This window comes from Pontimonas salivibrio, assembly GCF_002950575.1.
GTDB lineage: Bacteria > Actinomycetota > Actinomycetes > Actinomycetales > Microbacteriaceae > Pontimonas > Pontimonas salivibrio.
In genome coordinates, this window is record NZ_CP026923.1 from 1,116,698 (window position 1) to 1,139,132 (window position 22,435).

Below are 22,435 nucleotides of genomic sequence, written 5' to 3' on the forward strand. Positions count from 1 at the left end.
GACCTCCCCAGCCTACTTCGAGTCGCGACCCTTCCCTTTTTCACCGCGAGCCGAATACACCAAACCGAACACACCCCAACCGACAAGGAAAATGGTGGCCACCCACGCCAAAAGGGTGTCTTGCTCAAAGGCCGGTTGAACAATCACCGCCCACAGCGCCAGAGACAGCAAAGCGGTGATAACAAAAGGGTTTTTCATGGTCGGTCCAGTATAGGTTGCCCCACTCTTCATGGGGAGGGTGCGAGAGCAACCGAAAGAACATGAGCCTCGATAGCCAAAGACCGTGCCCGCTCAAACTCCCCCGGATCAAAAGCCTCCTGCAGCTCTAGACCCACCGCCGTAAGGACACGAACGTTGTCTTCGGTAGTGCGCTCGGCCACATCCACACGAACCTGCTCCAGCAGTTGCGTGGTGGACCGATCGGCTAAGGGCCCAGCTTCCCCCGTCGCTAACCGATCCATCCGGGAGACGATGGTGAGTGACAGCTCAGGGAGGTCCTCCCACTGCGCACGCTCGACCTGGCCGTTGAGGCGACGAATGTCTTGCCAGGCAAGGTCATAATTTCGCTCCCGGTCGTCCGCATTCACCGCAGACTGCACGCCAGGCGGCACGAGCGCGGGATTAGATTGACAGCCCGCGACCAGCACAACAAAAACGACCAGCAGAAGGGCACTCGCCCAGCCCGACCAGCACACCCGTTTCACAGCGTCGAGTGTATGAGCAGAAGCCGTGGAAGCCGTGTGGAAACCTGAACCAAAACCACGGCTTCACTCGCTACTGAGACTGATGAGACCTTTCCAGTAGAGGCCGCCCCTTGGCACCAACCTCGACACGGCATCAAAGAACGTCGTATCTCCGCGAACCTGGCCGACTAGGTCCGCCACCACGGCGATGACGCCCCAGGGAGTGTTCTCATAGTTGGCAGCGACTAGTTCCTCGTCAATCAACTTGGGGAACATCCGGGGTACGTCCTGCCGAACCCGACTGTTCCAGACACGGCTGTGGTGGGCGCACCTGTTTCTGAATACCGTTACGGAGCGAAGATTCGTGCGAAAGTGGGCGGGGCTAGAGTAGCCGAATCGCTGGGCGATTCGGCTACGGATGTCCTCGCTATCAAGGAGTCCGAACATTCGTGAGAGTACCCCGAACGACAGGGCCTCAACAGCAACCCAGAGCGGGATCCCCTTGGGGCTCTCAGTCCTGTGATGCACCACGTGTGCCTCTTTAGAACGATTGATATCGGCCCAAAGGTCTGCCAATAGCTTGTCTCTTAGCAGAGCACCCGTCTTGTCGTAGCTCTCTCTGTAGCTGGACGCCTGAAGGTACGCCGTACCCGGGCCACCAATCGCGCAAGTGTGCGCGATAAGTATTGTGCGGAGCGCGATCTCTATTTCCGCCAATCCCTCCAAGAGCAGGTTCCGCAGTTCCGCGTCATGCTGGTGCAAATCGAACACCTTGGCAAAGTCCACACCTGGTTGAAAGTTATTGCCGCCCTTGGCCGGATTTACCTGAAAATAACGGGAGTAACCCGACAGCCGAAAATACCCAATGCCCAAGAGTGCCCTCGGCAGTAGGGACTGAGAATCGTGGAGGCCTCGTGAGCTCAGCATCGCTATTTGATCCGGGATCGACAGCGAAGTGTTCCTCACGCCCGGACAGTAACCCAAAAAAAGGCCCCCCGACCGGCCGCCATAAGCGACCCCCGGGGGGAACTATTGTGGACAACGTATCAGACGATGTCGGCCTGCGACGTGCCTCACGTATTTTGCCCGGGTAGACGGTTCGGTGCCGCATTTCGTAATGCCCGCGTGATCCTGCACCGCTCACGCTACGGGCCGAGCACTCCCGACGAACCATTGGGCTGGGGGTACCAGGAGAAATCTGACCGAGATGGTGGGCGATACTGGGTTCGAACCAGTGACCTCTTCCGTGTGAAGGAAGCGCGCTACCACTGCGCCAATCGCCCGTCGCTCTCATTGTGCCACAGGCGGGGCTGCTCGCGTGCTGGCGCTCTCATCGAGGCGCACGGGAGAACCCCTTGTCCCTTCGTCCTCACGGGATTCGCCAGGGTTCAAAGCAACCATTTCGTTGTGGGCGCGCCGTGTTTGTCTCTGGGCCCAGAAATCAGCTATTGTGGGCTCCACGCGAAAGCGTAAGTGCGGATGTGGCGCAGTGGTAGCGCATCACCTTGCCAAGGTGAGGGTCGCGAGTTCGAATCTCGTCATCCGCTCGGATTCGATACACAGGCGGAAGGAATCCACGGTACGGTGGCGTGGCCGAGAGGCGAGGCAGCGGCCTGCAAAGCCGTCTACACGGGTTCGAATCCCGTCGCCACCTCGTAAGAGGTGACACAACTTAATTACGGGCGATTGGCGCAGCGGTAGCGCGCTTCCCTGACACGGAAGAGGTCACTGGTTCGAACCCAGTATCGCCCACCACAACACCCTCTCGGTAGTGGTCAAAACAGGTCGATGATTTGTGGGCCTGCCACCACAACAATCATCAATATCGCTACTACCCAACCAACAATGCGCCAGTTCGTTACCAGGCGCCTGGAGGCCTCTGGTGAGCGTCCTTCTGAATTGGGGTTATCGCTCATTGACTCACACTGGCCAGGGCATCAGTGGCAACGTCCCGGGCGCGGTTCGCCGACGTTTCAGCGACGACCGCGCGGGCAATGTCTTGTGCTTGGGCTTTAGTGAGCGAGCTCAGTGCGTCCCGAACTGCCGCCACCGCGGAGGGTGCAGCGCTCACTGAGGACACACCAAGACCCGCAAGGACGATGGCCAATAGCGGGTCGGAGCCGGCTTCACCACAGACTCCCACCGGAATAACTGCGGGAGCGGCGTGTTGAACGATGGTGTCGATAGTGCGAAGCAATCCGGGTTGCCAGGGATCGACTAGGCCACCCATGGCCGGGTGTTGCCGGTCAGCGGCGAAGAGGTATTGTGAGAGGTCGTTGGAGCCGATACTCACAAAATCGACGATGCCTGCCAGATCCGGAATCATCGGCACAATGGCGGGGGTTTCGACCATGATTCCCACCTCCGGAAGACCGGCCTTCTTCGCCATCTCCCGAAATTCCGTTGCTTCTTCCACGGTGGAAATCATGGGGGCCATCACTTGCACGTGTCGCCCAGTCGCGTCAATCGCCGCTTTGATGGCGAGGAGTTGGTCTTCTTGAAACTCGGGGTGGGCGCGTCCTAAGCGGAATCCCCGAACGCCCAGTGCAGGGTTTTCTTCGCTCTTTCCGGGGAGGAAGGCCACAGGTTTGTCGCTGCCCGCATCGATTGTCCGGACAATAATGGTGCCCGCAGGGGCCACCCGAAAAACCTCAGCAAGCTCAGACGCCTGCTCCGTCATTGTGGGTTGGCTCTGCCGGTCGAGGTAGAGCACTTCGGTGCGAAATAATCCGATTCCGCGAGCGAGCGTGTCAGCCGCTGCCTGCGCATCGGCAAGGGAGCCAATATTGGCCCTGACCGTCACTAGAGGCTCATCGAGGGTGGGAATAAAGCTAATCGGCACCGTGGCGACACTGAGGTCAGCGCCCTCGACCACTCGGTGGCCTGCCGGGTCCACTAACACCCACTCCCCGTCGGGCAATTCCATCGCCCCTGTCACGCTCACCACGGCCGGGATATTGCGCGCCCGGCAAATAATGGCGGTGTGACTGGTGGGGCCACCCAACTCGGTCACCACTCCCACCACACTGTTCGTGAATTGTGCGGTATCCAGCGGCGTCAAGTCTTCGGCAACCACAACCCACTCCCCCGTGTGGGGAATGGTGGTGGTTGCGTCGAGTCCTCGAAGGTGAGTCGAAATCGAGCGCGCTATGCCACGCAGATCCCCGACACGGGATTGAAAATCTTCATCATCGCCCATGAGGGCATTGAGGTCATCGAGTGCTCCAAAGAGAGCCGAGGCAGCATCCAGGCCTCGTTCCAGGTGGGGGGTCGCCATCGTGATGAGTTCATCATCTTCGATCACCATGAGCAGGGCATCCAGGATGGCGGCGGTGTCCGGGTCGGACCCTTCGACCTGTGCCCGCACGTCATCGCCAGCCTGCGCGATGGCACTGCGCAACGCCGCGATTTCTTGGTCGACGCCCAAGGAGGAGGTGCGTGTCTCTTCGACTCGAGGATCTCGCGTGAACCGCAGAACCTGGCCGGTCGCTGCCTCTCGACCGATTCCAATACCTGAGAGCGACCGGCTCATCGTTTACGGCGCTTCGGCGTTAATGGCCTCAGCCAGAGCAACAGCTAATGTCTCGGCGTCGGCACCTTCAGCGGGGATTACCAGTTCTAGCTGTTCACCGCTTTTGACCTTCATGGCAAGAAGCCTAAGAGGTGAGTTGGCCACCACACCCTCTTCGCCGGGCCGACGCACCACGACATCGAGACCGGAGGCTTTCACCTGCGCGACTACTTGGCCAACCGGACGGGCGTGGAAGCCAATCGGGTCACGCACTTCTACCGGGTGGACATACTCACTCATGCGCTCTCTCCTGGGCGAATAACGACCTTGATGGCATCACCGGACGTCACCGCGTGAATCGCCTCTCGTACCTGGTCGAGTGGCAGGCGGTGGGTGATGAGATCGGCGACCGGAACAGCGCCACTGGCAATGAGCCCCAGGGCCTCGCGGTTTTGGGCCGGACTGGACCCATTGGCACCGGCAATGATGAGCTCTCGGTAGTGGACGACGTTGGAATCCACGGAAATCATGGGCTTATCTTTGGGTAACCCACCAAAGAAGCTCACCCGACCACCGGGTGCGACGATGTCGAGGGCCTGCTCTTGGGCAGCACCAGAGGGGGCCGCGGTGATGATCACGCTGGGGCCAATTCCGTCTGTTTCGTCCGCCATCACCTGGGCAAGGTCCTCGATGGACATGTCTACTGCCCGGTCGGCGTGAACTACGGCTTGAGAGAGCTCAAGTCGACCACCATTAATGTCGGCGAGGAAGACTTTGTCGGCTCCGGCAGCCCTGGCAAGACGCACGTGGAGACAACCGATGGGGCCAGCACCCATCACCAACACGTTGTCGCCCGGTCCCACGTTGACCAGCGATTGGGCGTTTAGTGCACAGGCCAGTGGCTCGGTGACGGACGCTTCGTCGTAGCTGACGTGGTCGGGGATGTGGTTCACTCCGTCCGCTTTCAGCACTTCGTGGGGAATGATCATCTCTTCGGCGAACCCGCCCGGGTATTGATAGCCCATAGATGTTTGATTGATACAAATGCCCATCCGGCCTGCTCGACAGGCCCAGCATTCGCCACAGGGAACGGCGGCAATAACTTGGACACGATCACCGATTGCTAAACCCTGAACGTCTTCGCCCAATTCAATAATTTCTCCGGCAATCTCGTGGCCGATGATTTGGGGTGGTTCTAGTCGCGGGTGTCCGTGATGAAAAATTTTGGCGTCGGTGCCACACGTCGCGCAGGCGTGCACACGCATTTTCGCTTCGTGGGGGCCCACTTCCGGGGAGGGAACGGTTTCGACGCTGAGGTCTTCGGGTCCCCGATAAATGGCGGCTTTCATGATGCGCTCCTTCCAGAAACGAGTAATTCGCGGATTGTGTCCGCGTCGTGAGAAGTCAGCAGGACAGTCCGGGATTCGTCGTCCATTAACAGCTCTGCAAGATTTCCCAATAACTCCACGTGACCGTCGCCCGCTGAGGCGATTCCCACACAGGCCTGAACCTCCTCGTTCATCCAGGTGAAGGGTTGCGTGAATCGAACAAAAACCAGTTGATCAAAGTGCACGTATTGACGCGACTCGTCAGTGCCGTGGGGTATGGCAAAGCCACCGCCAATTTCTGAGGGAAACACAAGCTCCCGCTCCCACATGGCTTCGGCATACTCCGGGCTGACAGCCCCCAGTGTGACCAGCAGATCGCCGCAGATGCGCACGGCCTCCTCTCGCGAGGAGGCCGTGGCATCGAGCGTTATACCGGCCGTCTGAAGGAGGTCACCCATCGGTGACGACTCCCCCGCTTTGCAACGTTCCGACCATTTTCGCGACGTTGAGATCACCGAGGAACATGTCAAAGATGACCACAACGGACTCGGGTACTGCTTGTTTTGCCCGAGCTGACAGACCACGGTGCACGAGAACAATCTCGTGTGGTGTGTCCGCGAGTTGGTTGACCGGAGCGTGGGTCACAGTGATTCCTTGCGGTTTCAACTGTTTGGCCAATTGTTTGGCGACCATGACGCTGGAACCCATACCAGCTTCACAGGCGACCACAATTTGCTTCACGTCAGCAGCCGATATTTCCGCCATTGTTACTGTCCGCCCGTTTTCATTGCGGCGCTCTTGGCTTTTGCTGCTTCAAAGTCCGCGTCGGACGCATCCGACTTGGACAGGCGCAGCAAGAACCATGCGACGACGAAAGACACCGCGGCAGAGAGGACAATTCCCAGCAGCACACCCAGGTGGTCTCCCTGTGGCGTGACGGCAAGGTAGGCGAAGATTGACCCGGGCGACGGAGTCGCTACCAGACCTACTCCGGTGACCATGAAGGTCGCCACACCGGTCGCACCACCCAGGATTGCAGCCAGGATGACCTGTGGCTTCATCAGCACGTAAGGGAAGTAGATTTCGTGAATACCGCCCAGGAAGTGGATGATGATTGCGCCGGGCGCCGAGCCACGGAGAATTTTGGGTCCGGCAAGCCAGAAGGCCACCAGAATTCCAAGACCCGGTCCGGGGTTGGTTTCCAACATGAACAGGATTGATTTGCCCGTTTCTTCGGCTTCCACGACACCCAAGGGGGCCAACACGCCGTGGTTGATGGCGTTGTTGAGGAAGAGAATCTTGGCGGGCTCGACAATAAGCGATGCGATGGGTAGCAGAGAGTTGTCCACCATCCATTGCACACCATTACCGAGGACAGTGCTGATTGCGCTCACTGTGGGCCCAATAGCCAGGTAGCCGAGCATGGCGCCCAACATTCCGGAAATACCCAGTGAGAAGTTCCCAATCAGCATCTCGAAGCCCGGAGGGGTGATCGGGTCGAGAACTTTGTCGATTTGCTTGAGGATCCATGCCAACAGCGGACCAATGATCATAGCGCCGAGGAACATGGGGATGTCGGTTCCGACGATGACACCGACGGTGGCGATTGAACCAATCACAGCACCGCGCTGACCATGGACGATGCGACCACCCGTGTAACCGATCAGAATCGGCAACAGGTTGAGGATCATCGGCCCAACCATGCTGGCGAAACTTTCGTTAGGCAACCAGCCGGTGGGGATGAAGAGGGCGGTGAGGAGACCCCAGGCGATGAATGCTCCGATGTTCGGAATCACCATACCTGCAAGGTTTCCTCCAAGCTTCTGCAGTGAAGCTCGCCAGCCTGTGTGGCTGCCGCCCCCGCTCGGGATGAACTCAGACATAAACTGAACCTTCCGTTGGGGGATAAGGAGTCCCACCAAAAGTCCCGGAAGGGGCACAGCGGGAGAACAAGCTCCGCCCCTGCCGGACTTTCAGTGTTTCCGTCGCCATCGGTGGCGACGAAACTTGTGTGTGCGCTCTCATGCGAGAACTACTTCGGTGCCTTCAGCGTTCAGTCGTTCGACGTAGTCGATGTCGGTGTCCAAATCGCACACCACACGATCCATATCGCCGGCTTGCCCGAAACTGGCGGGGTAGGTCGATCCAAATTTGCTGTTGTCCACTAAGAGGATGCTTTCCTCAGCATTGGCGATCATTTTCTTTTTGACGATTGCTTCATCGGTGTCAAAAGCGGTCATCCTTAAGCCCTGGGAGACGCCGTTGGCGCCGATGAAAGCCACTACGGCGTTCAGGTCCTCGAGATCTGCTGTGGTGCGGGGCCCAACCGAGCTCAAACTGGTGGGGCGCACTGTCCCTGCCAACATGTGCACTCTCGTCTCGGAGTCACCGATGCGGTGCACGAGCCGGATGTTGTTGGTGACCACAAGGAGTTTGGGCCGACCGCGAAGGGCTGGTGCGAGAAATTCTGTTGTCGTGCCACCATCGACGAAGACGCAGCCTTGCTCGGGAAGATAGCGAGCGGCTGTCTCGGCGATACGACGTTTTGCTTCCGGGTTGAGGTTTTCCCGCTCTGGAATCGTGTATTCGTGGGTAAAGCGTTCGAGCGCAATTGCCCCGCCGTGTACGCGTCGGAGGACGCCACGTCGCTCGAGGACATCAAGATCGCGACGCACCGTTTCGGTTGCCACGTTCAACCGGTTGGCCGCATCGGATGCGTCCAAGCGTCCGTCAGTGCGTGTCCAATCGACAATCATCAGGCGACGCTCTTCAGCCAACATCTTTGTTGAGTCCTTACTGTGCGGGGTCCGCGAATTCCATAGAAGCTAACACAAAACCACAGAAAACAACACTTGATTCCACAAAAAAACACCGCCGGGCCCAACGGTGCGAAAAACTAGTCCGAAGAAACGGGCTGATCAGCGTCTATGTCAGCGCGGACAGAAACCCTCGGAAGGGGCTGAAGTGTCTCGAGTTGAGACCCAGGCTGCGTCACCTTGAGGGCACCCCACGCCGCCGCAGACGCCACCGAATCGGCCAGCGAGTAGCGACCTGAGAGCACCGCGTGGAAAAAACCCGCCACACTGGCATCGCCGGCACCAATGGTGTTCACCACCGCGACACGTTCGCTCTCGGCCCAGACCACTTCGTCCGCTTGGACACCCAAGAAACCTTGCTCGCCCAAACTCACCAGCACGGTTGACACACCCCAGGCAAGGACTTCTTTGGCTGCGTCCACAACATCACCCAACGTCAACAGAGCCCGACCGACACACCCAGAGAGCTCACTGACGTTGGGCTTGATCAAGTCGACCCGCCCCGACCGAGCCAAAGCGTTCAGGGCCTCCCCCGATGTGTCGACCGCAACGCGATGTGTCGGGCCCAGTGTGTCGATGAGTTCCACCAACCGGCTCTCCAAGGCTTCACCCGAAGTGGGAATCGTTCCAGAGACCAACACCCAGGATTCTTCTGCCAACAACCCAAGCTCGGCAGTCTTTTTCGCCAGGGCGGACCATTCGACCGCGGACAGTGGCGACGCGGCTTGATTGATTTTGGTCGTCCTCCCACCGGTTTCCACCACTGTGACATTTGTGCGCAGCTGCCCTTCAATCAAAACGGGCACAAGGGCTACTTCCACGCTCACGCTCGCCTGGTCGCTGTGGGACAGCGGAACTACTGCCGGAGCGGCAATACCGGCGAGCGCCAATGCCTTCGACACGTTGACGCCTTTACCCGCGAACTCCCGGGAGGTGCTCTGAGCGCGGTGCACCACGCCGGGTTCCAAGGTGTTCAGCGAATAGGTGATGTCCCACGACGGCGCGGGCGTGAGTGTGACCAAACGAGGGAGGCTCGGATTCATGGCGCCCAGCGTACTCATACCCATAGTCGGTGCCCGAGGGCGGGTGTTTTCACACACCGTCGCCTACTCTGGGCTTGTGCGCAATCGAATCCTGGTCTTTGGCTACTTGATGGTGTTTTTCGTGGTGGTCCAAACCCGGGACGCTCTGCCCGAAAACGATTGGGTGATCGCACTTGTTGCGACTGCGTTGTTGACGTTGGGCCTCATTTTGTGGGTGTATGTGGCGAGGCATCCGCCACACCCTCCAACCAATGAAGAGACTCCACACCAGGGTGATTAAGCACCACACTCCGTGCGGCCGGTAATCTGAAGTGATGACCCCACCCGATGTGTTGGAAGCCTTTGTAGGCCTTGACGGTGTGGTCATAGATACCTCCCCCTTAGCCGTCGAATCAGCCAGGGCAGACAAGTCTGGGCATCGAAGCAACTCGGCCCCGCTTGCGGTTGCATACGCCACCACTGTGGAGGGCGTGCAAGAGCTCATGCGTCTGGCCACCGCCCACCAGATTCCCGTGGTCACCCGTGGTGGTGGCAGCGGACTAGCGGGTGGCGCGATCGGGCAAGACGGTGAGATTGTGCTGTCACTTGAGCGAATGAATCAGATTTTGGAGATTTCGGTGGAGGACCGCCTGGCCAGGGTCCAAGCAGGGGTGATTAACAGCGATCTTCTCGCGGCTGCCGGCGAGCATGGCTTGTGGTTTGCCCCCGATCCGGCAAGTAGGCAGTGGTCCACCGTCGGCGGAAACATTGCCACCAATGCGGGTGGCCTGTTGTGCGCAAAATACGGGGTGACCAGGGAGTCGGTGTTGGAGCTGAGCGTCGTTCTCGCCGATGGTCGACTCATTACGACCGGGCATCGAAGCGTCAAAGGCGTGACTGGTTTTGACCTCACCGGTTTGTTTATCGGGTCAGAGGGTTTACTGGGGGTGATTGTGGAGGCAACGGTCAAACTCTTACCCATTTCCCCCCACCCGGTGTGGACCTTGGCCGCGCGCTTTGGCGACATTGGGGGCGCCACCACGGCCTGCCAATCGATCACCGGTGCCGGCCACACCCCAGCGATTATGGAACTCGTTGATTCGATTTCGCTTCATCACATCCACAACTATTTGGACCTTCCCACTCCCCCTGACGCTGAGGTGTTACTGATCGCCCAAGCTGACGGATCTGATGCGAATGAACAGATCGCCATATTTGCAGGGCTGTGTGAAGTAGCTGGCGGTTCGGTCGTGACCAGCGCCGAGGGACCTGACGCAGATGCACTCTTGCATCTGCGTCGCTCAATGCATCCCGCAATGGAACGCCTCGGTCAGGTGTTAATCGAAGACGTCTCCGTCCCCCGCTCACAGCTGGGCGCGATGTTTGAGGAGATCCGGAAGATTGAGCGGGAGCGGGCAGTGTTAATTCCCACCGTGGCGCACGCCGCGGATGGCAATTTGCACCCCAATTTCATTGTGGACGGCGACGAAGTCCCGGACCATATTTGGGATGCCGCCGATGAACTCTTCCGGCGAGCAATCGCCCTGGGTGGCACATTGACCGGTGAACACGGTGTGGGTTTATTGAAACGACGTTGGCTGGTCGACGAATTGGGTGATGACCAGTGGCAACTGCAACGGGATATCAAGTCGCTGTTTGACCCGCAGGGCATCTTGAACCCTGGAAAAGTCTTCACCCACTAACCCCGACTCTTGGTCTTTCCTATGTAAAGCCAAAGTCATTCCCTTGAATTGGCTAAGGAAAAGCCTTTCGTTGCCGCCAGGCGCCAACCATCGCGGTAGCGTGCAAAATATGAGAACACAACGCGCACGTAAAGTCATCCTCCCCGCCCTGGCCATCGTTGCCAGCGTGACCCTCGGAGGATGCCAAGCCTTAGCACCCACCGCGGAACCCGGCGAACCAGCGGACACCGACACAACCTCCGTCCCAACGGACACGGATACGGAAACGGAGACTGGCGCCTCAGATAACGCCGAAGGCGACACAGCTCCCTCGCTACCCGATTGGACAATCGGCGCACCAGAAGCGAATACCGACGCCTATCTGGCATGGGAAGCCCTGATGGGACCCGACGGTGAATATGCGGCTCTCGCCAGCTATCAGGCAGTCCTTGACGAGTTTGGTCAAGTCGAGCCCTACGCCACCATCAAAGAGGCAGAATCTCGCCACGCTGAAGCCCTTGTGCGCCAATTAGACCGCATGGGCGTCGATACCCCGGGCGAAAACCCCTACCTCGGACTCATCGCTGCACCCGTCGATCTTGAATCGGCAGCGCAGGCGTGGGCGATTGGCGAAATCGCCAATGTTGAACTCTACGACGAACTGATTGAGCAGGCTTCAGACGAGCGCCTCGTGGGTGTTCTTGAGAACCTGCGGAACGCCTCCGCCGATTCTCACCTGCCCGCCTTCGAACTGGCCGCGGAAAATGGTGGCACTCTCGATCCGGAAGATATCCCCCAGAGAAACCAGTAACACCGAGGGTCCGCCCCAGCGAAGCTCTCCCCTCCACACCCGTGGGGAGCCGCGCTGGGGCGGATTTTCGCCTGTGAGCGCTGGGAAATCATTCCGGTGTTGACGGGTGGGCGAGGGTCACCTTGAGGCGAGTGAACCCCATCACATCGACCTGCCGTGACCAGGCCCCAGGGGCCCACTGGTCAAGGCGAGAACTGCCCAAACCTGGCGTGGACAGTCCACCCGTCCGGCCGTTGTTCACCACAGTGAGAACCGAGTATTCCACCCCGGGTTCAAAAGAAATTTCTACCCAATCTGCACCCCCGTGGCGCACCGCATCGGCAACCGAATCCATCACGATGCCGTGGACCCTCTCCCGGATGGCGACCGGAATCTTTGTGGTGTGAAGGTTGGAATCGACAGTCACCAACGAGCGCCAATTGGCGAGAAAGGTCTGGATTTCCGACCGATTGTCCACTACCTCGGACCCATCATGGTGGTCACGCAGTGCAGCCTGGATACTGCGAATTTCACCCAGTGCACGCTCGGTGTCGCCATCGTCGAGGGCGCGTTGGAGGGTCAGAATGTGGGCGAGGAAATAGCCTCTCGTTTCAGAATGAAGGCGGCTCGCAACTTTTCTCGCGATCACTAGTAATTCACTTTCCACTCTTAAGCGCCGAATTGTCGCCTGGTCTAAGTGTCGAGAGAGGGCGCGGGTAACCCGTTGTTGATTTTTGGCCAAAGCCGGGCCAAAGCCGACAAACAACGAGGTCGCCAGCACACTGACATGCAGCCAGTAAGCAGCAGCAATCTGGTCTGACGACACATTAGGTATCCACCAGAAGCCCAGACCGAGAAGAGCTAAGGCGACAATCCCCAGACCCAACACTGCCGGCGCAAAAACATTCGCACGGGCCGAGACCTCATTGACCGACCACACCCCTGCGAGCAGCACAGCCAACCACAACAACGTCGCCAGGAGAGCTAAGCCGAGAGGCAAAGTTCTTCCCAGACCGAGTGAGAGCACGAAGACCGCGCCAAACACAACGCTCAAATAGCTCAGTGGGCGAGATCCGGCCAAGGTGTAGAAAAATTCTTTGGCACTGCTGGGCGGAACGTCGATTCGGGCGCCCTGCCACGTGCTGTGGCTAATGGAGCGCCAGCCTGCATCGGCACTCTCCAGTAACTCCTGCAGCTCAGGTTTCATGTCTTCGCCCTGGGCAATACGAGTGGCGAGATCCTGCAGACCTTCAGCCGTTTCCTCGTTAACTGCGGAAATTTTCTGATCAATGGAACTCATAAAAGCATCGCGAAGCAACGCCACAGCGTCTTCTTGCCGATCAAGCTGTGATTCTGCGGCAACAATCGACTCGATAAGGGCTTTTCGTCCTTCCCGATAGCGCTCCAGCGATTCCAGCGAATAGGCACTAAAGGTGAAAACCAGCGGCAACAACAACCCTGAAGTCAGCACTCGTGACCACAACGGGACATCATTGTCGAGGCCGACAAGATCCAGCCCCCACAGCAAGACCGCCACGCGTGCTTGAGCCACGACAAAAAACAACACCACCAATTTCCACAGCTCGATGGGTTTCTCTCGGTGCGCCGGTCGCCACACTAGGTGGCCGAAGGCGAAGCCCAGGGCGATGACGCCGTGGCCCGCGAGACCCACGAGGGCCACCACGGGTCCCATAGTGAACCAATCCTCCGGTGACACCTCGGTGACCACAAGGCCGAGGACGAAAAACGGCAACGCGGAAATCACCATGTTCCACGACAGCGCAAATCGGCCACCTACACGAGATTGAACCGTGTCGAAATCAACCCTCACGCTGGTAGCCGACCATGTCGTAATAGCGCTGAGTGAGCCCCACCCTGAGGTTTGTGCCCTCGGAGTGAACAACCCCCAGTCGTTTGGCGAGGCGATTCACGGATTTGGCGACGGAATCTTCCGTCAGGCTCAGCGTGGTCGCAATGGCATGGTTAGACAGGCCCTGCGCAACGAGGCGCAGCAGCCCCGCTTGGGCAGTCGTCAAAACGAAAGGCGACGAGGACTGCGCTGTGGTGGCTCCCTGCGCACACTCTTTTGCCTCGGTGACGGCATTGATCAGATCTTCAACACTGTCGATACGTTGCTTTACCAAGTACACGATGCGCCGGGGCAGCTCCTGAAGTTCTGGAATGAACAATCTGGGATCTTCGTAGGCGGTGAGGACGACCAACCCCATCCTTGGATGGCTGGCCCGAAAAGCCGCTGCAAGGTCTAACCCGCTTGGACCCGGGCCCAAATCCAAATCCACCACTGCAACGTCAGGTGAGTGTTCATTGACGCTCTGAACCGCACCCGCAACAGAGTGGGCAACGGCCAAAACGGTGATGTCTCGAGCTCTCAGTGAATCGGCGATGCCCATTGCGGTCAGGCGGTGATCGTCAACGACCACCACCGACAGCGGGCGATCCTTCGTGCCTGTGTCTTCGGTCTCTGCGCCCACACCAATAAGTATGCAGGGGGCCCAGCCAAAGAACGGGATTGAATGGCGTCCTGGGGTGGTCGCACCCAGAGCACCCTTCCGCTCGAGCAATCAGATGGAGCGCACCGGTGCGGTGGAGCTTTAAACTCGCAGTGCACACATCACCCGAACACAGAGCAATCGAGGTACACCGTGAGCGATTCCCCCAACGGGCCCGCCGAGGAAGACGATGCTCGAACCACACGTCGGCGGAGACTAGGCCGTATTCGCTGGGGCTGGACTTCGGGCCACATTGTGCTCGCCCTCGTCGCCATCTGGTCGTTCACCTCGGATGTGTGGGAAGCGTTCATCACCTTGTTCTTAGCCAGCGCGTTGCTTCAACTGTTGTGGATGAAACGTCACCTGTCTGAGCTGTAGTGACTATGAGCGGTAGTGACTCTGAGCTGTAGAGAACACCGTGCGGGGCGAGAGGCACGCAGCAGGGCGGGCACACTCACCCCACACGGCAATCATCTACTGAGGGAGACCCTCGAGGTTAGCCACAAGAAAGCCCACTCCGGTGAAGAACAGAAACAGCCCCCCGGAAACACTGAGAAGAAAAATTCCCAGCCCTACCGGTGAACCCCAACCGTGCCAGCGCTCTTGATAGTCAAAAGCCCGGCGGGCATCATTTGCGTCTTTTTCTTTCATTAGTCCCATCCTTTATGTCATCAATGTGGATGGACCACCATGAACACCAACACCATGTCCACGACCAATTTAGCAAGACTTTGTGCAGGAGTAGAGGATGTTTACCCCCGCTTGACTGGGGTGGCCTACTAGCCCGTTGCGGGCGGCACTCCCAGACCCGCAACAGAAAGCCCCACTTGGGCGGCACTCGCTGTCAACAGATCACGCTCGGACAGATCCATTTCCCACATTGCTACCGGGTGGGCTCCATGGCGGTTCACCAGATGGGGCACGCTCACCGCGACACCGGAAATATCGTGGTACCCGTTTAAGACCGTTGCCACGGGTAACACCTGATGCTCGTCCGCAACGATCGCTTCGACAATTCTCGACACCGACTGACCAATCCCCCAATTGGTGACGCCTTTTCCTTGAATCACGTCCTTACCCGCGTCGCGCACGCTCTTGGCAATCTGCTCTTTCTCTTCGTCGCCGAGCGGACCTCCCGGGCCTTGCCATAACGACACCGGCACACCGGAAATATTCGCCTCGGACCACAGCACAAATTGGCTTTCGCCATGCTCCCCCAACACCGACGCTGACACGGATTGCGCAGATACCGCCATTCGGGCGGCCAGGACGGAGCGCAGTCGGGCGGTGTCTAGCACCGTCCCCGAAGAAATAACCCGTGATGGTGGCAAGGCCAGGGCTGCCTGGGCCACCGTGGCCACCACGTCGCAGGGGTTTGTCACGACAACGATCACCGCCTCAGGCGAGTGGGAAAGTAAATCCCTCGCGATTGTGACGACTAGGTCAGTATTTTTCTCGGCTAATTCCAAACGGGTTTGACCGGGTGATCGGTTAGCGCCGGCGGTGATCACCACCACGTCGCTGCCTCCGGTCACATCGGGGCGATGCCCGCCCCTGATGCGAACACTGCTACTCACCGACGCTGCATGGGCAAGATCAGATACTTCGGCTCTCACCTTGTCGGAGTCGATGTCGAACAGGCAGATCTCATCCACTGCCTGTGTATGTAACAGCGCAAAAGCACTCGCAGTGCCGACAGAACCTGCTCCCACAATGGTGACTTTTGTCATGCCTTTAGTGTGCCAGCCGAGCCCGCTTACTACCGACCCCGGGGTTGTAAGCGGAAGCGCTCTACCCGCTGTGGCAGGGCGGCCTCCTGTGCGTCATGCAACCAACTGCCCTCACCCACTCCGCCAAGCAATCTAGACTGTGGGTCATGACCGTCTTGCTCATTGCCCTATGGCTCAACATCGTTGTGTTAGTTCCCGTCATTGCGTCGCTGGCCGTGGGCGCAAAGTGGACGGTGCGAGCCTTTGGTCAGGCCACGCCGGCCCGAGGCATTGTGATGGCTCAATACTTGGCCATTCTTGCTGCCTCGATTTTGTTCCTGGTGTGGCCACTGGAGCCCGGCATTATTACCCTGCTGGCCATCCAGATTGCCTACAAGGTGCTCTCAGCGTTCACCGTTCGAGTTCTCACCAACCCGGTCGTAATCAGCAACCTGTTGATTGCCGCCATTCAGACCGGCCTGTTGGTCCTTCACTCCATGCCGGCCTAATTCGGTGCCAAGAAAGACGGTCGAACTACTTTGGCGCTGGGCCGGTAGAGCCCCTTACTTTGAGGTCAACCGGTAGCGCCATGGCCAGATCGCTTTCATCTTCTGGAGCCAAGCCACCGAGAAGGGCCAGCGCTTGAGACACCGCCATGGCTCCCTGGCGTGAGACGTGTTGAACCATGGTGGTCAGCCCAAATGCTTCCCCCATGGGGTGACCGTCCAGTCCGATGATGGAGAGATCATCGGGAATTCGAAGGCCCAATTTATAAGCGGCTGACATCACCCCGATGGCCACTTCGTCACTGACGGCGACAATACCGGTGGGCCTGTTGTGCGGGTCAGAGAGAACCTGCATTGCGCGGTCAAACCCGCCGGCTGTCGACACTTCGCACGCGGCAAAATCCCCGTCCACAGCAATATTTGCTCGCTCCAGGGCATCCCGGAAACCTTGGAGGCGTCGGGAATGCACTTCGAAATCCAACTGTTGTTCCTGGTCGCCACCAAAGTGCATCAATTTGGTGTGACCTAAGCCGACCAGATGTTCGGTCTGTTTTCGGGCCACTTCTCGGTCGTCAATGAAGTAGGTGGATACCCCAGGAATCCGACCGCCGATTCCCACAATCGGTTTATCCAGCGCGTCCAGCCGGGCCACTTCATCGTCGGTAATGAATAGCGTGAGGGCAATGACCGCATCGACACCTTTTCGCACCAAGAAATAGTCAAAAAGTTGTTGCCGTTGCCCGCGGTCATCAGTGAGGCGATACAGGGTGAGGTCGTAGCCGGCACCGATTAGTGCCGCCTCCACACCGTCAATGACTTCGCTGTAAAACCAGCGGTTCACAAACGGTGTCACCAGCGCAATATTGCGCGAACGACCCGTTGCAAGTGACTCTGCCGCACTGGAGGCAACAAAACCAAGCTCTTTCGCAACCTCAGAAACCCTTTTTCTCGTCGTTGTCGACACTGAGCCCTGACCGGAAAGTGCCCTGGACGCAGTGGACTTCGACACACCGGCGCGCTGGGCAACGTCCGCGAGTGTGGCCATGAGAGAAAGTGTAGGCGCAGTGGGCTGAGGCTTGCAGTCGGGCGATCAACCTGGTGAGGCCCCCGCCTTCGCGCTCACGTAACCAGCGTGGCGAATCTGAGTGAACCCGTCGACCCTCGTCCTCTTTCTCCCCAGCCCGAAATAGCCCAGTTCTTGCCCGATTGCCACGGTCAATAGGCTGGGCAGATGGTGACACGCTTCGAAGAGCTTGACTGGCAACAGACCCCGATGGGCGAGTTGACACTCCGTCGACGCTTTGACCCCGTGTTGAACAAGGACGTATGGGAAGCGATTTTGCACGACGAACACCTCATGTCGACCCATTTCACCGCTGCAGAAATCGAGCTCGGTCGCCTGGGTGTGGAGTGTGCCACCGGCGACAACCTGGATGTCATGGTCGGCGGCCTGGGCCTTGGCTACACGGCACAAGCAGTATTAGCGAGCAATCGGGTTCACTCTCTCATGGTCATTGAAGCCATCGACCAGGTCGCACAGTGGCATACACGACACCTCTTGCCCATCTCAGAGGAAATCATGTCCGATCCGCGCATGAACGTGGAAGTCGCTGACTTCTTTGCGCTCATGCGCCATGACGATGCGGAGCGTGTGTTTGACGCCATTCTGGTCGACATCGATCACACACCATCACACCATTTACACCCCAGCCACGGACCCTTCTACAGCGAATCGGGTCTCAAAGAGATGGCCCGACACCTCAAGCCGGGCGGTGTCTTTGCACTCTGGTCCGACGACCCACCTGATGAGGGCTTCCTGGCCGTACTGGACACCGTCTTCACACAAGTCAGTGGTGAGGTGGTGGTCTTTGATAACCCCCTGACGGGTGGCCAAAGCTCCAACACCATCTATCTGGCGCACTGACGCCTTCTAGTAGATCGAGCCGTCTCATGCCGGTGCGGTTCTTAAGGCCATTGCTGGCGGGCATGCGGGCATCAGGCTGTGCCCCCGAAGCCGCCGAGTTAACCCCAAGAGCCGGTTTTACAGGCGTTCCTCTCACGCGAAAGCATGTGTCGGCTGGAAGGCACTAGCGGGAAACGGGAAGCAGTACCTCGTTCCGGCGGAGAAAACCGGGGACGGCCGGCGGATCGTAGCGAGCAAAAAGCGGCCCACCGGTGATCTGGATTCCCTGAGTGTGCAGGACATGACGCAGGGCCTCCTCTCTTTCCAACACCCTGGCTTCCTTCCACATCCCTCGAAATCGGATGGCGGCCATCGTGACCTCTGGTCTGTCCTCGATCCACACTCGATTGCTCGAGGGAACCGGGGCATCCTTCGTCCACCACTCTTCGGGCAGCACGAAGCTCACCACGTGGCGATCAACATTGCGGGGCTGGAGCAGCACTGGCGAGGTCATTGCGACGCGCTGACTGTGCTCATTCCGCCCCGAAATGTAGCCCACTAACGGGCCAAACCCGAGCGTGCCGGCTTCTTCTAACCCGGCCTGAACATCGACCGAAACGGCACGGTGGGCGGGATAGGCCCGCAGCTCAACGTGGTCGCCGAGCGGTTCAATTACCCGATAGGGCTGTACGCTAACCACCGCTTCAGCCTAGCCTCGTGGTCGCCCCGCTAGCCGCGTCCGCGGAGGATTATCACCTGGCCATTCTCACGGACGATCTCTTGGGCATACAGCTCAATCAGCACGTCGTCATCCACATATCCGCGGACCGTGACCGGTTCCCCCGGTTGCACAGGAACCATGTCCCCTCCCGTCCAGACTGGAATAGTGCCAGTCGCATCGCGCAGGACGAACTCGTCCTCATCGGTGATGCGCTCGACGGTCCCGGAGACTGCGGCAACGGTGTTGCGCTGAAGGGCTTCGATTGCGGTGGGTGCGAAGTCGGAAGTCCCTCTGGTGACATCGCTGGTCGGAGTTGGCTCTGAGAGTCCCTCCGTCTCAGCGGAAATAGGCGCTGGAGCGGCGACCACAGATGTATCCGGGGGCACCGGCGAGCCGCCTGCTAATCCCGCACCGATTGCGACCCCGCCGGCAACGCTCAGCGCCCCCAGGGCAAACGCTCCCCCCACAAGGGCAACCGTTTTCTTGTTCACGAACCTCTCCTCTCCCCGCCTCGTCAGCGCGCTGACAAGCACGCTACGGAGTGAAACCTCGATATTTTCGTGAATGCCCTTCGAAAAAGCTGTCACACAGCTCGGCAGAGTCTGGAAGCATGCGAAGAAGAGCCTGGGAAGGCTGTGGGGAGTGAACGCGCGAGCCTTTTTGGCGCGGTGGTCCGTCACGCGGTGTATCAGGCTTCAAACACCGTCTTTCGATAGTCTCGGCGCTGTGCTGCTTCTTGACATTGGACTGGTTCTACTCGGTCTGACGTTGCTCATCGCCGGCGGTGAGGCGCTCGTGAGAGGTGCTTCCACACTTGCCGCGCGGGTAGGAATCTCGCCACTGGTCATCGGCCTCATTGTGGTCTCCAGTGCGACCTCCGCACCAGAGTTTGCTGTCACGATCGGTGCTGTTGTTGAGGGTGAGCCGGGTCTTGCTGTCGGGAACGTCATCGGCAGCAACATTGCCAACGTCTTATTGATTCTCGGCTTTTCCGCCATGGTGAGCCCTCTTGCCATCAATCGCCAGGTGGTGCGTTTTGACATTCCCGTGATGCTCGGAGTGACAGCGCTCTTTCTCGGGTTAACCCTCGACGGCGAGATTGGCCTGATTGACGGGATTTTGCTCTTGCTGGGACTAGTCCTCCACGCCGTTGTCAGCGTGGTGATTGGGCGGCGGGATGCGGCCACGTTGGACCAACCAGACGCAGAGGCAGCCCTCAACACGAAGCCGGTGCCATTGTGGTTGGCCGCTTTGCTCTTGGTGGGTGGTGTTGCGCTGCTGGTGGGTGGAGCACAGGCATTGGTCACGGGTGCAGTCAACATCGCACTTGACCTTGGGGTGAGCTCCCTCGTGGTGGGCTTAACCGTTGTCGCAATCGGCACGTCACTGCCGGAGCTGGCAACTTCTCTCGTCGCGATTCGCCGTGGCGAGCGGGATATGGCAGTGGGGAACATTGTCGGCAGCAATATCTTCAACATCGGCCTCGTCATGGGAGTCCCCGCGATTATTTTCCGCGAGGGGATTCCCGTGCCCCAAGCGGCGGTTGCACTCGATATTCCCCTGATGTTGGCCGCCGCATTAGCCTTGCTGCCCATTGCCTTCACCGGATTTATTGTCGCCCGCTGGGAGGGCACCCTCTTCGTCGCCCTCTACGTCAGCTACCTGGCCTACGTAGTACTGGCCGCCACCGAACACGACGCCGTCACCGGCTTTAGCATCGTCATGCTGTGGTTCGTGTTGCCACTGATCGCAATTACCGTGATTGCCCTGAGCGCCTACGAGATCCGACTGCACCGAAAAAAGCCACCGGCATCGTCGGGCAATTAGACCCGCCTGCTACCCGACAGGGATTGCAGCACGCGCTGCAGGTACCCGCAGCGGTTAGTGGGCTGTGACTCTGTCAGGATTCATCATCAGGTGTTCGAACACTAGCTCGGCCGCTCCTATGGCCACCGAGTTACCACCGAGCTCATCGAGAAAAATGTTGAGAGAGCGCAGATTGGCGGGTATCGCGTGTTTTTTTAGACACTCAAGAAACAGGCTTTGGTCAAACCGGTACAGCGATCGGAGGAACCCGGCCAACACCACCGTCTCGGGATTGAAGATATTGATGAGGTTCGCCGTGGCGACCGCGAGGGTGTCAATCTGTCTTCTCACCAGCTCTGTGGACTGGGTGGTGCGCTGACCGAGAAGCGTGTCCTCGAGAACCTCGTCAGAGACTTTCGACAACCCGAGAACCTGCTCGAGATCTTCGCGGCGAACCAGTGCTTCGAGAGTGCCGGGAAGCCCCGAGTAGTCGCGTGTGTTGTCGGAGCTCACACGGATATGGCCAAACTCTGCCACGATGCCGTTTCGACCATTCAGTTCGCGCCCTCGGGTGTAGGCGCCACCACCGATTCCGGAGCTTCCATGCAGGTAGACCACTTCGCTCGCGCCTTCTGCTGCACCAAAACGAATCTCCGCCTTGCAACCCAGGGCACCGTCGTTTCCGAAATACAACGGCAGGTCGAGGCGGGCTTCCAAAATGTCCCTCAGTGCAACGTCAAACCAACCCAGGTGGGGCGCGTGGATGACGGTACCGGTGGCCGAATCGACCTGTCCGGGGATAACCACCCCTGCTCCCACTACGTCGTAGTGGGGCCCAAGTTTTTCGATTCGTCGGGTCAGCGCTTGGGTCTGGCGCACAATCGCGTCAACCATCTCCGGGATTGAGAGCGGCTCCTGCAGGGTGATGCGCTTGCTGGCCACAATTTCGCCGTTGAAACCCACGCCCTTAAGTTCAAGAAAGTCGACTTCCGGGTGCACGGCAATCGCGACGATGTACTCCGATGCCTCAACTTCGAGGCTCGGCCGCCCCACGCTCTCGGGAGCGCGATGCTCGACGATGCGCGCAAGCCCAAGATCGCACGCTTTGTTCACGAGGTTTCCCACCGCGGAACGCGACAATCCGGTGATCGCCCCAATCTCCGAGCGAGAGATTCGACGATGTTCGTGAATGAGTTGTAGGACCCGGGGCAGATTGGTGCCGAGTGCGCCGCCGTGAGCGGGTCCGACCGGGTTAGCTTCCATAACCCCCTAGTTTCCATGGTTTGTGTTCCCCACGGCAAGGCAGTGTCGCCTGGCCCCTGCCACCCCGGTGCCCTGGAAGCCAGAGCCGATTGTTACCGAATCTTGATGAGGCACTGCTTCCCAGCTTTTGTTTTGTATGTGAACATATTCCAACGGCGTAGCCCCCTTCGGGTCGCGTCGGGTGA

General features: G+C 58.9%; 27 protein-coding genes, 4 tRNA genes and 1 pseudogene. 10 read left to right on the forward strand and 22 right to left on the reverse strand.

All coding sequences use genetic code 11. The features are described from left to right. Positions 1–12: 12 nt before the first annotated feature. The 5 genes and pseudogenes from C3B54_RS05590 to C3B54_RS05605 all read right to left on the reverse strand — a co-directional run bounded on the left by C3B54_RS05590 (position 13) and on the right by C3B54_RS05605 (position 1,966). Entirely contained in the window at positions 13–198 is a 186-nt protein-coding gene (locus C3B54_RS05590) for a hypothetical protein (protein ID WP_104913625.1), read from the reverse strand. Between the two features lie 29 nt (positions 199–227). After that, positions 228–704 (reverse strand): hypothetical protein, encoded by a 477-nt coding sequence (locus tag C3B54_RS05595; protein ID WP_158665555.1) that lies wholly within the window; start codon positions 702–704, stop codon positions 228–230. A 63-nt stretch (positions 705–767) separates the two neighbouring features. Then, positions 768–959: a hypothetical protein gene (locus C3B54_RS08935; protein WP_245867819.1), complete on the reverse strand. Its 192-nt coding sequence runs from the start codon at positions 957–959 to the stop codon at positions 768–770. An 87-nt stretch (positions 960–1,046) separates the two neighbouring features. After that, a pseudogene (locus C3B54_RS09035) lies at positions 1,047–1,610 on the reverse strand (Abi family protein); the annotation flags it as partial. 281 nt (positions 1,611–1,891) lie between these two features. Next, positions 1,892–1,966: transfer RNA gene (locus C3B54_RS05605), tRNA-Val, on the reverse strand. 192 nt (positions 1,967–2,158) lie between these two features. Between C3B54_RS05605 and C3B54_RS05610 the strand changes: the two genes are divergently transcribed. The 3 genes from C3B54_RS05610 to C3B54_RS05620 all read left to right on the forward strand — a co-directional run bounded on the left by C3B54_RS05610 (position 2,159) and on the right by C3B54_RS05620 (position 2,438). Further along, a tRNA-Gly gene (locus C3B54_RS05610) sits at positions 2,159–2,230 on the forward strand. Positions 2,231–2,266: 36 nt separating this feature from the next. Beyond that, a tRNA-Cys gene (locus tag C3B54_RS05615) sits at positions 2,267–2,337 on the forward strand. A gap of 26 nt (positions 2,338–2,363) precedes the next feature. Next, positions 2,364–2,438, forward strand: a tRNA-Val gene (locus C3B54_RS05620). A 20-nt stretch (positions 2,439–2,458) separates the two neighbouring features. Here C3B54_RS05620 and C3B54_RS08770 read toward each other — a convergent pair. The 9 genes from C3B54_RS08770 to C3B54_RS05660 all read right to left on the reverse strand — a co-directional run bounded on the left by C3B54_RS08770 (position 2,459) and on the right by C3B54_RS05660 (position 9,381). After that, positions 2,459–2,599, reverse strand: coding sequence for a hypothetical protein (locus C3B54_RS08770; RefSeq protein WP_158665557.1), 141 nt, complete (start codon positions 2,597–2,599; stop codon positions 2,459–2,461). Next, positions 2,596–4,215, reverse strand: coding sequence for a putative PEP-binding protein (locus C3B54_RS05625; protein WP_104913628.1), 1,620 nt, complete (start codon positions 4,213–4,215; stop codon positions 2,596–2,598). The genes C3B54_RS08770 and C3B54_RS05625 overlap by 4 nt, the downstream gene beginning before the upstream one ends. A gap of 3 nt (positions 4,216–4,218) precedes the next feature. After that, a complete protein-coding gene (locus C3B54_RS05630; protein WP_104913629.1) occupies positions 4,219–4,494 on the reverse strand; it encodes an HPr family phosphocarrier protein in 276 nt (91 codons plus the stop codon). Next, on the reverse strand, positions 4,491–5,543 hold the full coding sequence (locus C3B54_RS05635; protein WP_104913630.1) for a zinc-dependent dehydrogenase: 1,053 nt from the start codon (positions 5,541–5,543) through the stop codon (positions 4,491–4,493). Before C3B54_RS05635 ends, C3B54_RS05630 begins: the two co-directional genes overlap by 4 nt. Then, a complete protein-coding gene (locus C3B54_RS05640; RefSeq protein WP_104913631.1) occupies positions 5,540–5,980 on the reverse strand; it encodes a PTS mannitol transporter subunit IIA in 441 nt (146 codons plus the stop codon). Before C3B54_RS05640 ends, C3B54_RS05635 begins: the two co-directional genes overlap by 4 nt. Beyond that, entirely contained in the window at positions 5,973–6,287 is a 315-nt protein-coding gene (locus C3B54_RS08945) for a PTS lactose transporter subunit IIB (protein ID WP_104913632.1), read from the reverse strand. Before C3B54_RS08945 ends, C3B54_RS05640 begins: the two co-directional genes overlap by 8 nt. 2 nt (positions 6,288–6,289) lie before the next feature. Then, positions 6,290–7,405 carry a mannitol-specific PTS transporter subunit IIC gene (gene mtlA / locus C3B54_RS05650; protein WP_104914290.1) on the reverse strand — a complete coding sequence of 372 codons (1,116 nt, stop codon included), beginning with the start codon at positions 7,403–7,405 and terminating at the stop codon, positions 6,290–6,292. Between the two features lie 138 nt (positions 7,406–7,543). After that, positions 7,544–8,302 carry a DeoR/GlpR family DNA-binding transcription regulator gene (locus C3B54_RS05655; RefSeq protein WP_104913633.1) on the reverse strand — a complete coding sequence of 253 codons (759 nt, stop codon included), beginning with the start codon at positions 8,300–8,302 and terminating at the stop codon, positions 7,544–7,546. 116 nt (positions 8,303–8,418) lie between these two features. Beyond that, entirely contained in the window at positions 8,419–9,381 is a 963-nt protein-coding gene (locus tag C3B54_RS05660) for a 1-phosphofructokinase family hexose kinase (protein ID WP_158665558.1), read from the reverse strand. Here C3B54_RS05660 and C3B54_RS05665 point away from each other — a divergent pair. From C3B54_RS05665 to C3B54_RS05675, 3 genes are all read left to right on the forward strand, one after another. Continuing rightward, on the forward strand, positions 9,380–9,661 hold the full coding sequence (locus C3B54_RS05665) for a hypothetical protein (RefSeq protein ID WP_158665559.1): 282 nt from the start codon (positions 9,380–9,382) through the stop codon (positions 9,659–9,661). The genes C3B54_RS05660 and C3B54_RS05665 overlap by 2 nt on opposite strands. 34 nt (positions 9,662–9,695) lie before the next feature. Continuing rightward, positions 9,696–11,063, forward strand: a complete 1,368-nt coding sequence (locus C3B54_RS05670; protein ID WP_104913636.1) for an FAD-binding oxidoreductase — start codon at positions 9,696–9,698, stop codon at positions 11,061–11,063. A gap of 109 nt (positions 11,064–11,172) precedes the next feature. Then, positions 11,173–11,853, forward strand: a complete 681-nt coding sequence (locus C3B54_RS05675) for a ferritin family protein (RefSeq protein WP_104913637.1) — start codon at positions 11,173–11,175, stop codon at positions 11,851–11,853. A gap of 88 nt (positions 11,854–11,941) precedes the next feature. On the opposite strand, the gene C3B54_RS05680 is transcribed toward C3B54_RS05675, so the two are convergent. Both C3B54_RS05680 and C3B54_RS05685 read right to left on the reverse strand, forming a co-directional pair. Continuing rightward, complete coding sequence (locus C3B54_RS05680) at positions 11,942–13,663, reverse strand: sensor histidine kinase (protein ID WP_158665560.1); 1,722 nt, start codon at positions 13,661–13,663, stop codon at positions 11,942–11,944. Further along, entirely contained in the window at positions 13,653–14,324 is a 672-nt protein-coding gene (locus C3B54_RS05685) for a response regulator transcription factor (RefSeq protein WP_104913639.1), read from the reverse strand. Before C3B54_RS05685 ends, C3B54_RS05680 begins: the two co-directional genes overlap by 11 nt. Positions 14,325–14,495: 171 nt before the next feature. On the opposite strand from C3B54_RS05685, the gene C3B54_RS08775 reads away from it, so the two are divergent. Then, positions 14,496–14,720: a hypothetical protein gene (locus tag C3B54_RS08775; RefSeq protein ID WP_158665561.1), complete on the forward strand. Its 225-nt coding sequence runs from the start codon at positions 14,496–14,498 to the stop codon at positions 14,718–14,720. Between the two features lie 96 nt (positions 14,721–14,816). Here C3B54_RS08775 and C3B54_RS08780 read toward each other — a convergent pair whose 3' ends face one another. Both C3B54_RS08780 and C3B54_RS05695 read right to left on the reverse strand, forming a co-directional pair. Continuing rightward, a complete protein-coding gene (locus tag C3B54_RS08780; protein ID WP_158665562.1) occupies positions 14,817–14,993 on the reverse strand; it encodes a hypothetical protein in 177 nt (58 codons plus the stop codon). A gap of 128 nt (positions 14,994–15,121) precedes the next feature. Continuing rightward, complete coding sequence (locus C3B54_RS05695) at positions 15,122–16,072, reverse strand: L-lactate dehydrogenase (RefSeq protein ID WP_104913641.1); 951 nt, start codon at positions 16,070–16,072, stop codon at positions 15,122–15,124. Between the two features lie 146 nt (positions 16,073–16,218). Here C3B54_RS05695 and C3B54_RS05700 point away from each other — a divergent pair, with 146 nt between their 5' ends. Next, the gene (locus C3B54_RS05700) at positions 16,219–16,560 is read left to right on the forward strand and encodes a hypothetical protein (RefSeq protein WP_211286277.1); all 342 of its coding nucleotides are present in this window, start codon (positions 16,219–16,221) and stop codon (positions 16,558–16,560) included. Between the two features lie 25 nt (positions 16,561–16,585). Here the strand turns inward: C3B54_RS05700 and C3B54_RS05705 are convergent, their stop codons facing one another. After that, positions 16,586–17,602 carry a LacI family DNA-binding transcriptional regulator gene (locus C3B54_RS05705; protein WP_104913643.1) on the reverse strand — a complete coding sequence of 339 codons (1,017 nt, stop codon included), beginning with the start codon at positions 17,600–17,602 and terminating at the stop codon, positions 16,586–16,588. Positions 17,603–17,788: 186 nt separating this feature from the next. Here C3B54_RS05705 and C3B54_RS05710 point away from each other — a divergent pair, with 186 nt between their 5' ends. After that, on the forward strand, positions 17,789–18,481 hold the full coding sequence (locus C3B54_RS05710) for a spermine/spermidine synthase domain-containing protein (protein WP_104913644.1): 693 nt from the start codon (positions 17,789–17,791) through the stop codon (positions 18,479–18,481). Between the two features lie 163 nt (positions 18,482–18,644). Here C3B54_RS05710 and C3B54_RS05715 read toward each other — a convergent pair whose 3' ends face one another. Both C3B54_RS05715 and C3B54_RS05720 read right to left on the reverse strand, forming a co-directional pair. Further along, complete coding sequence (locus C3B54_RS05715) at positions 18,645–19,160, reverse strand: SOUL family heme-binding protein (protein ID WP_104913645.1); 516 nt, start codon at positions 19,158–19,160, stop codon at positions 18,645–18,647. Positions 19,161–19,189: 29 nt separating this feature from the next. Beyond that, positions 19,190–19,672, reverse strand: a complete 483-nt coding sequence (locus C3B54_RS05720) for a single stranded DNA-binding domain-containing protein (protein WP_211286278.1) — start codon at positions 19,670–19,672, stop codon at positions 19,190–19,192. Between the two features lie 235 nt (positions 19,673–19,907). On the opposite strand from C3B54_RS05720, the gene C3B54_RS05725 reads away from it, so the two are divergent. Then, the gene (locus C3B54_RS05725; protein WP_104914292.1) at positions 19,908–21,008 is read left to right on the forward strand and encodes a calcium/sodium antiporter; all 1,101 of its coding nucleotides are present in this window, start codon (positions 19,908–19,910) and stop codon (positions 21,006–21,008) included. Between the two features lie 54 nt (positions 21,009–21,062). Here C3B54_RS05725 and C3B54_RS05730 read toward each other — a convergent pair whose 3' ends face one another. After that, positions 21,063–22,250, reverse strand: a complete 1,188-nt coding sequence (locus C3B54_RS05730) for an ROK family transcriptional regulator (protein WP_104913646.1) — start codon at positions 22,248–22,250, stop codon at positions 21,063–21,065. Positions 22,251–22,435 lie beyond the last annotated feature (185 nt).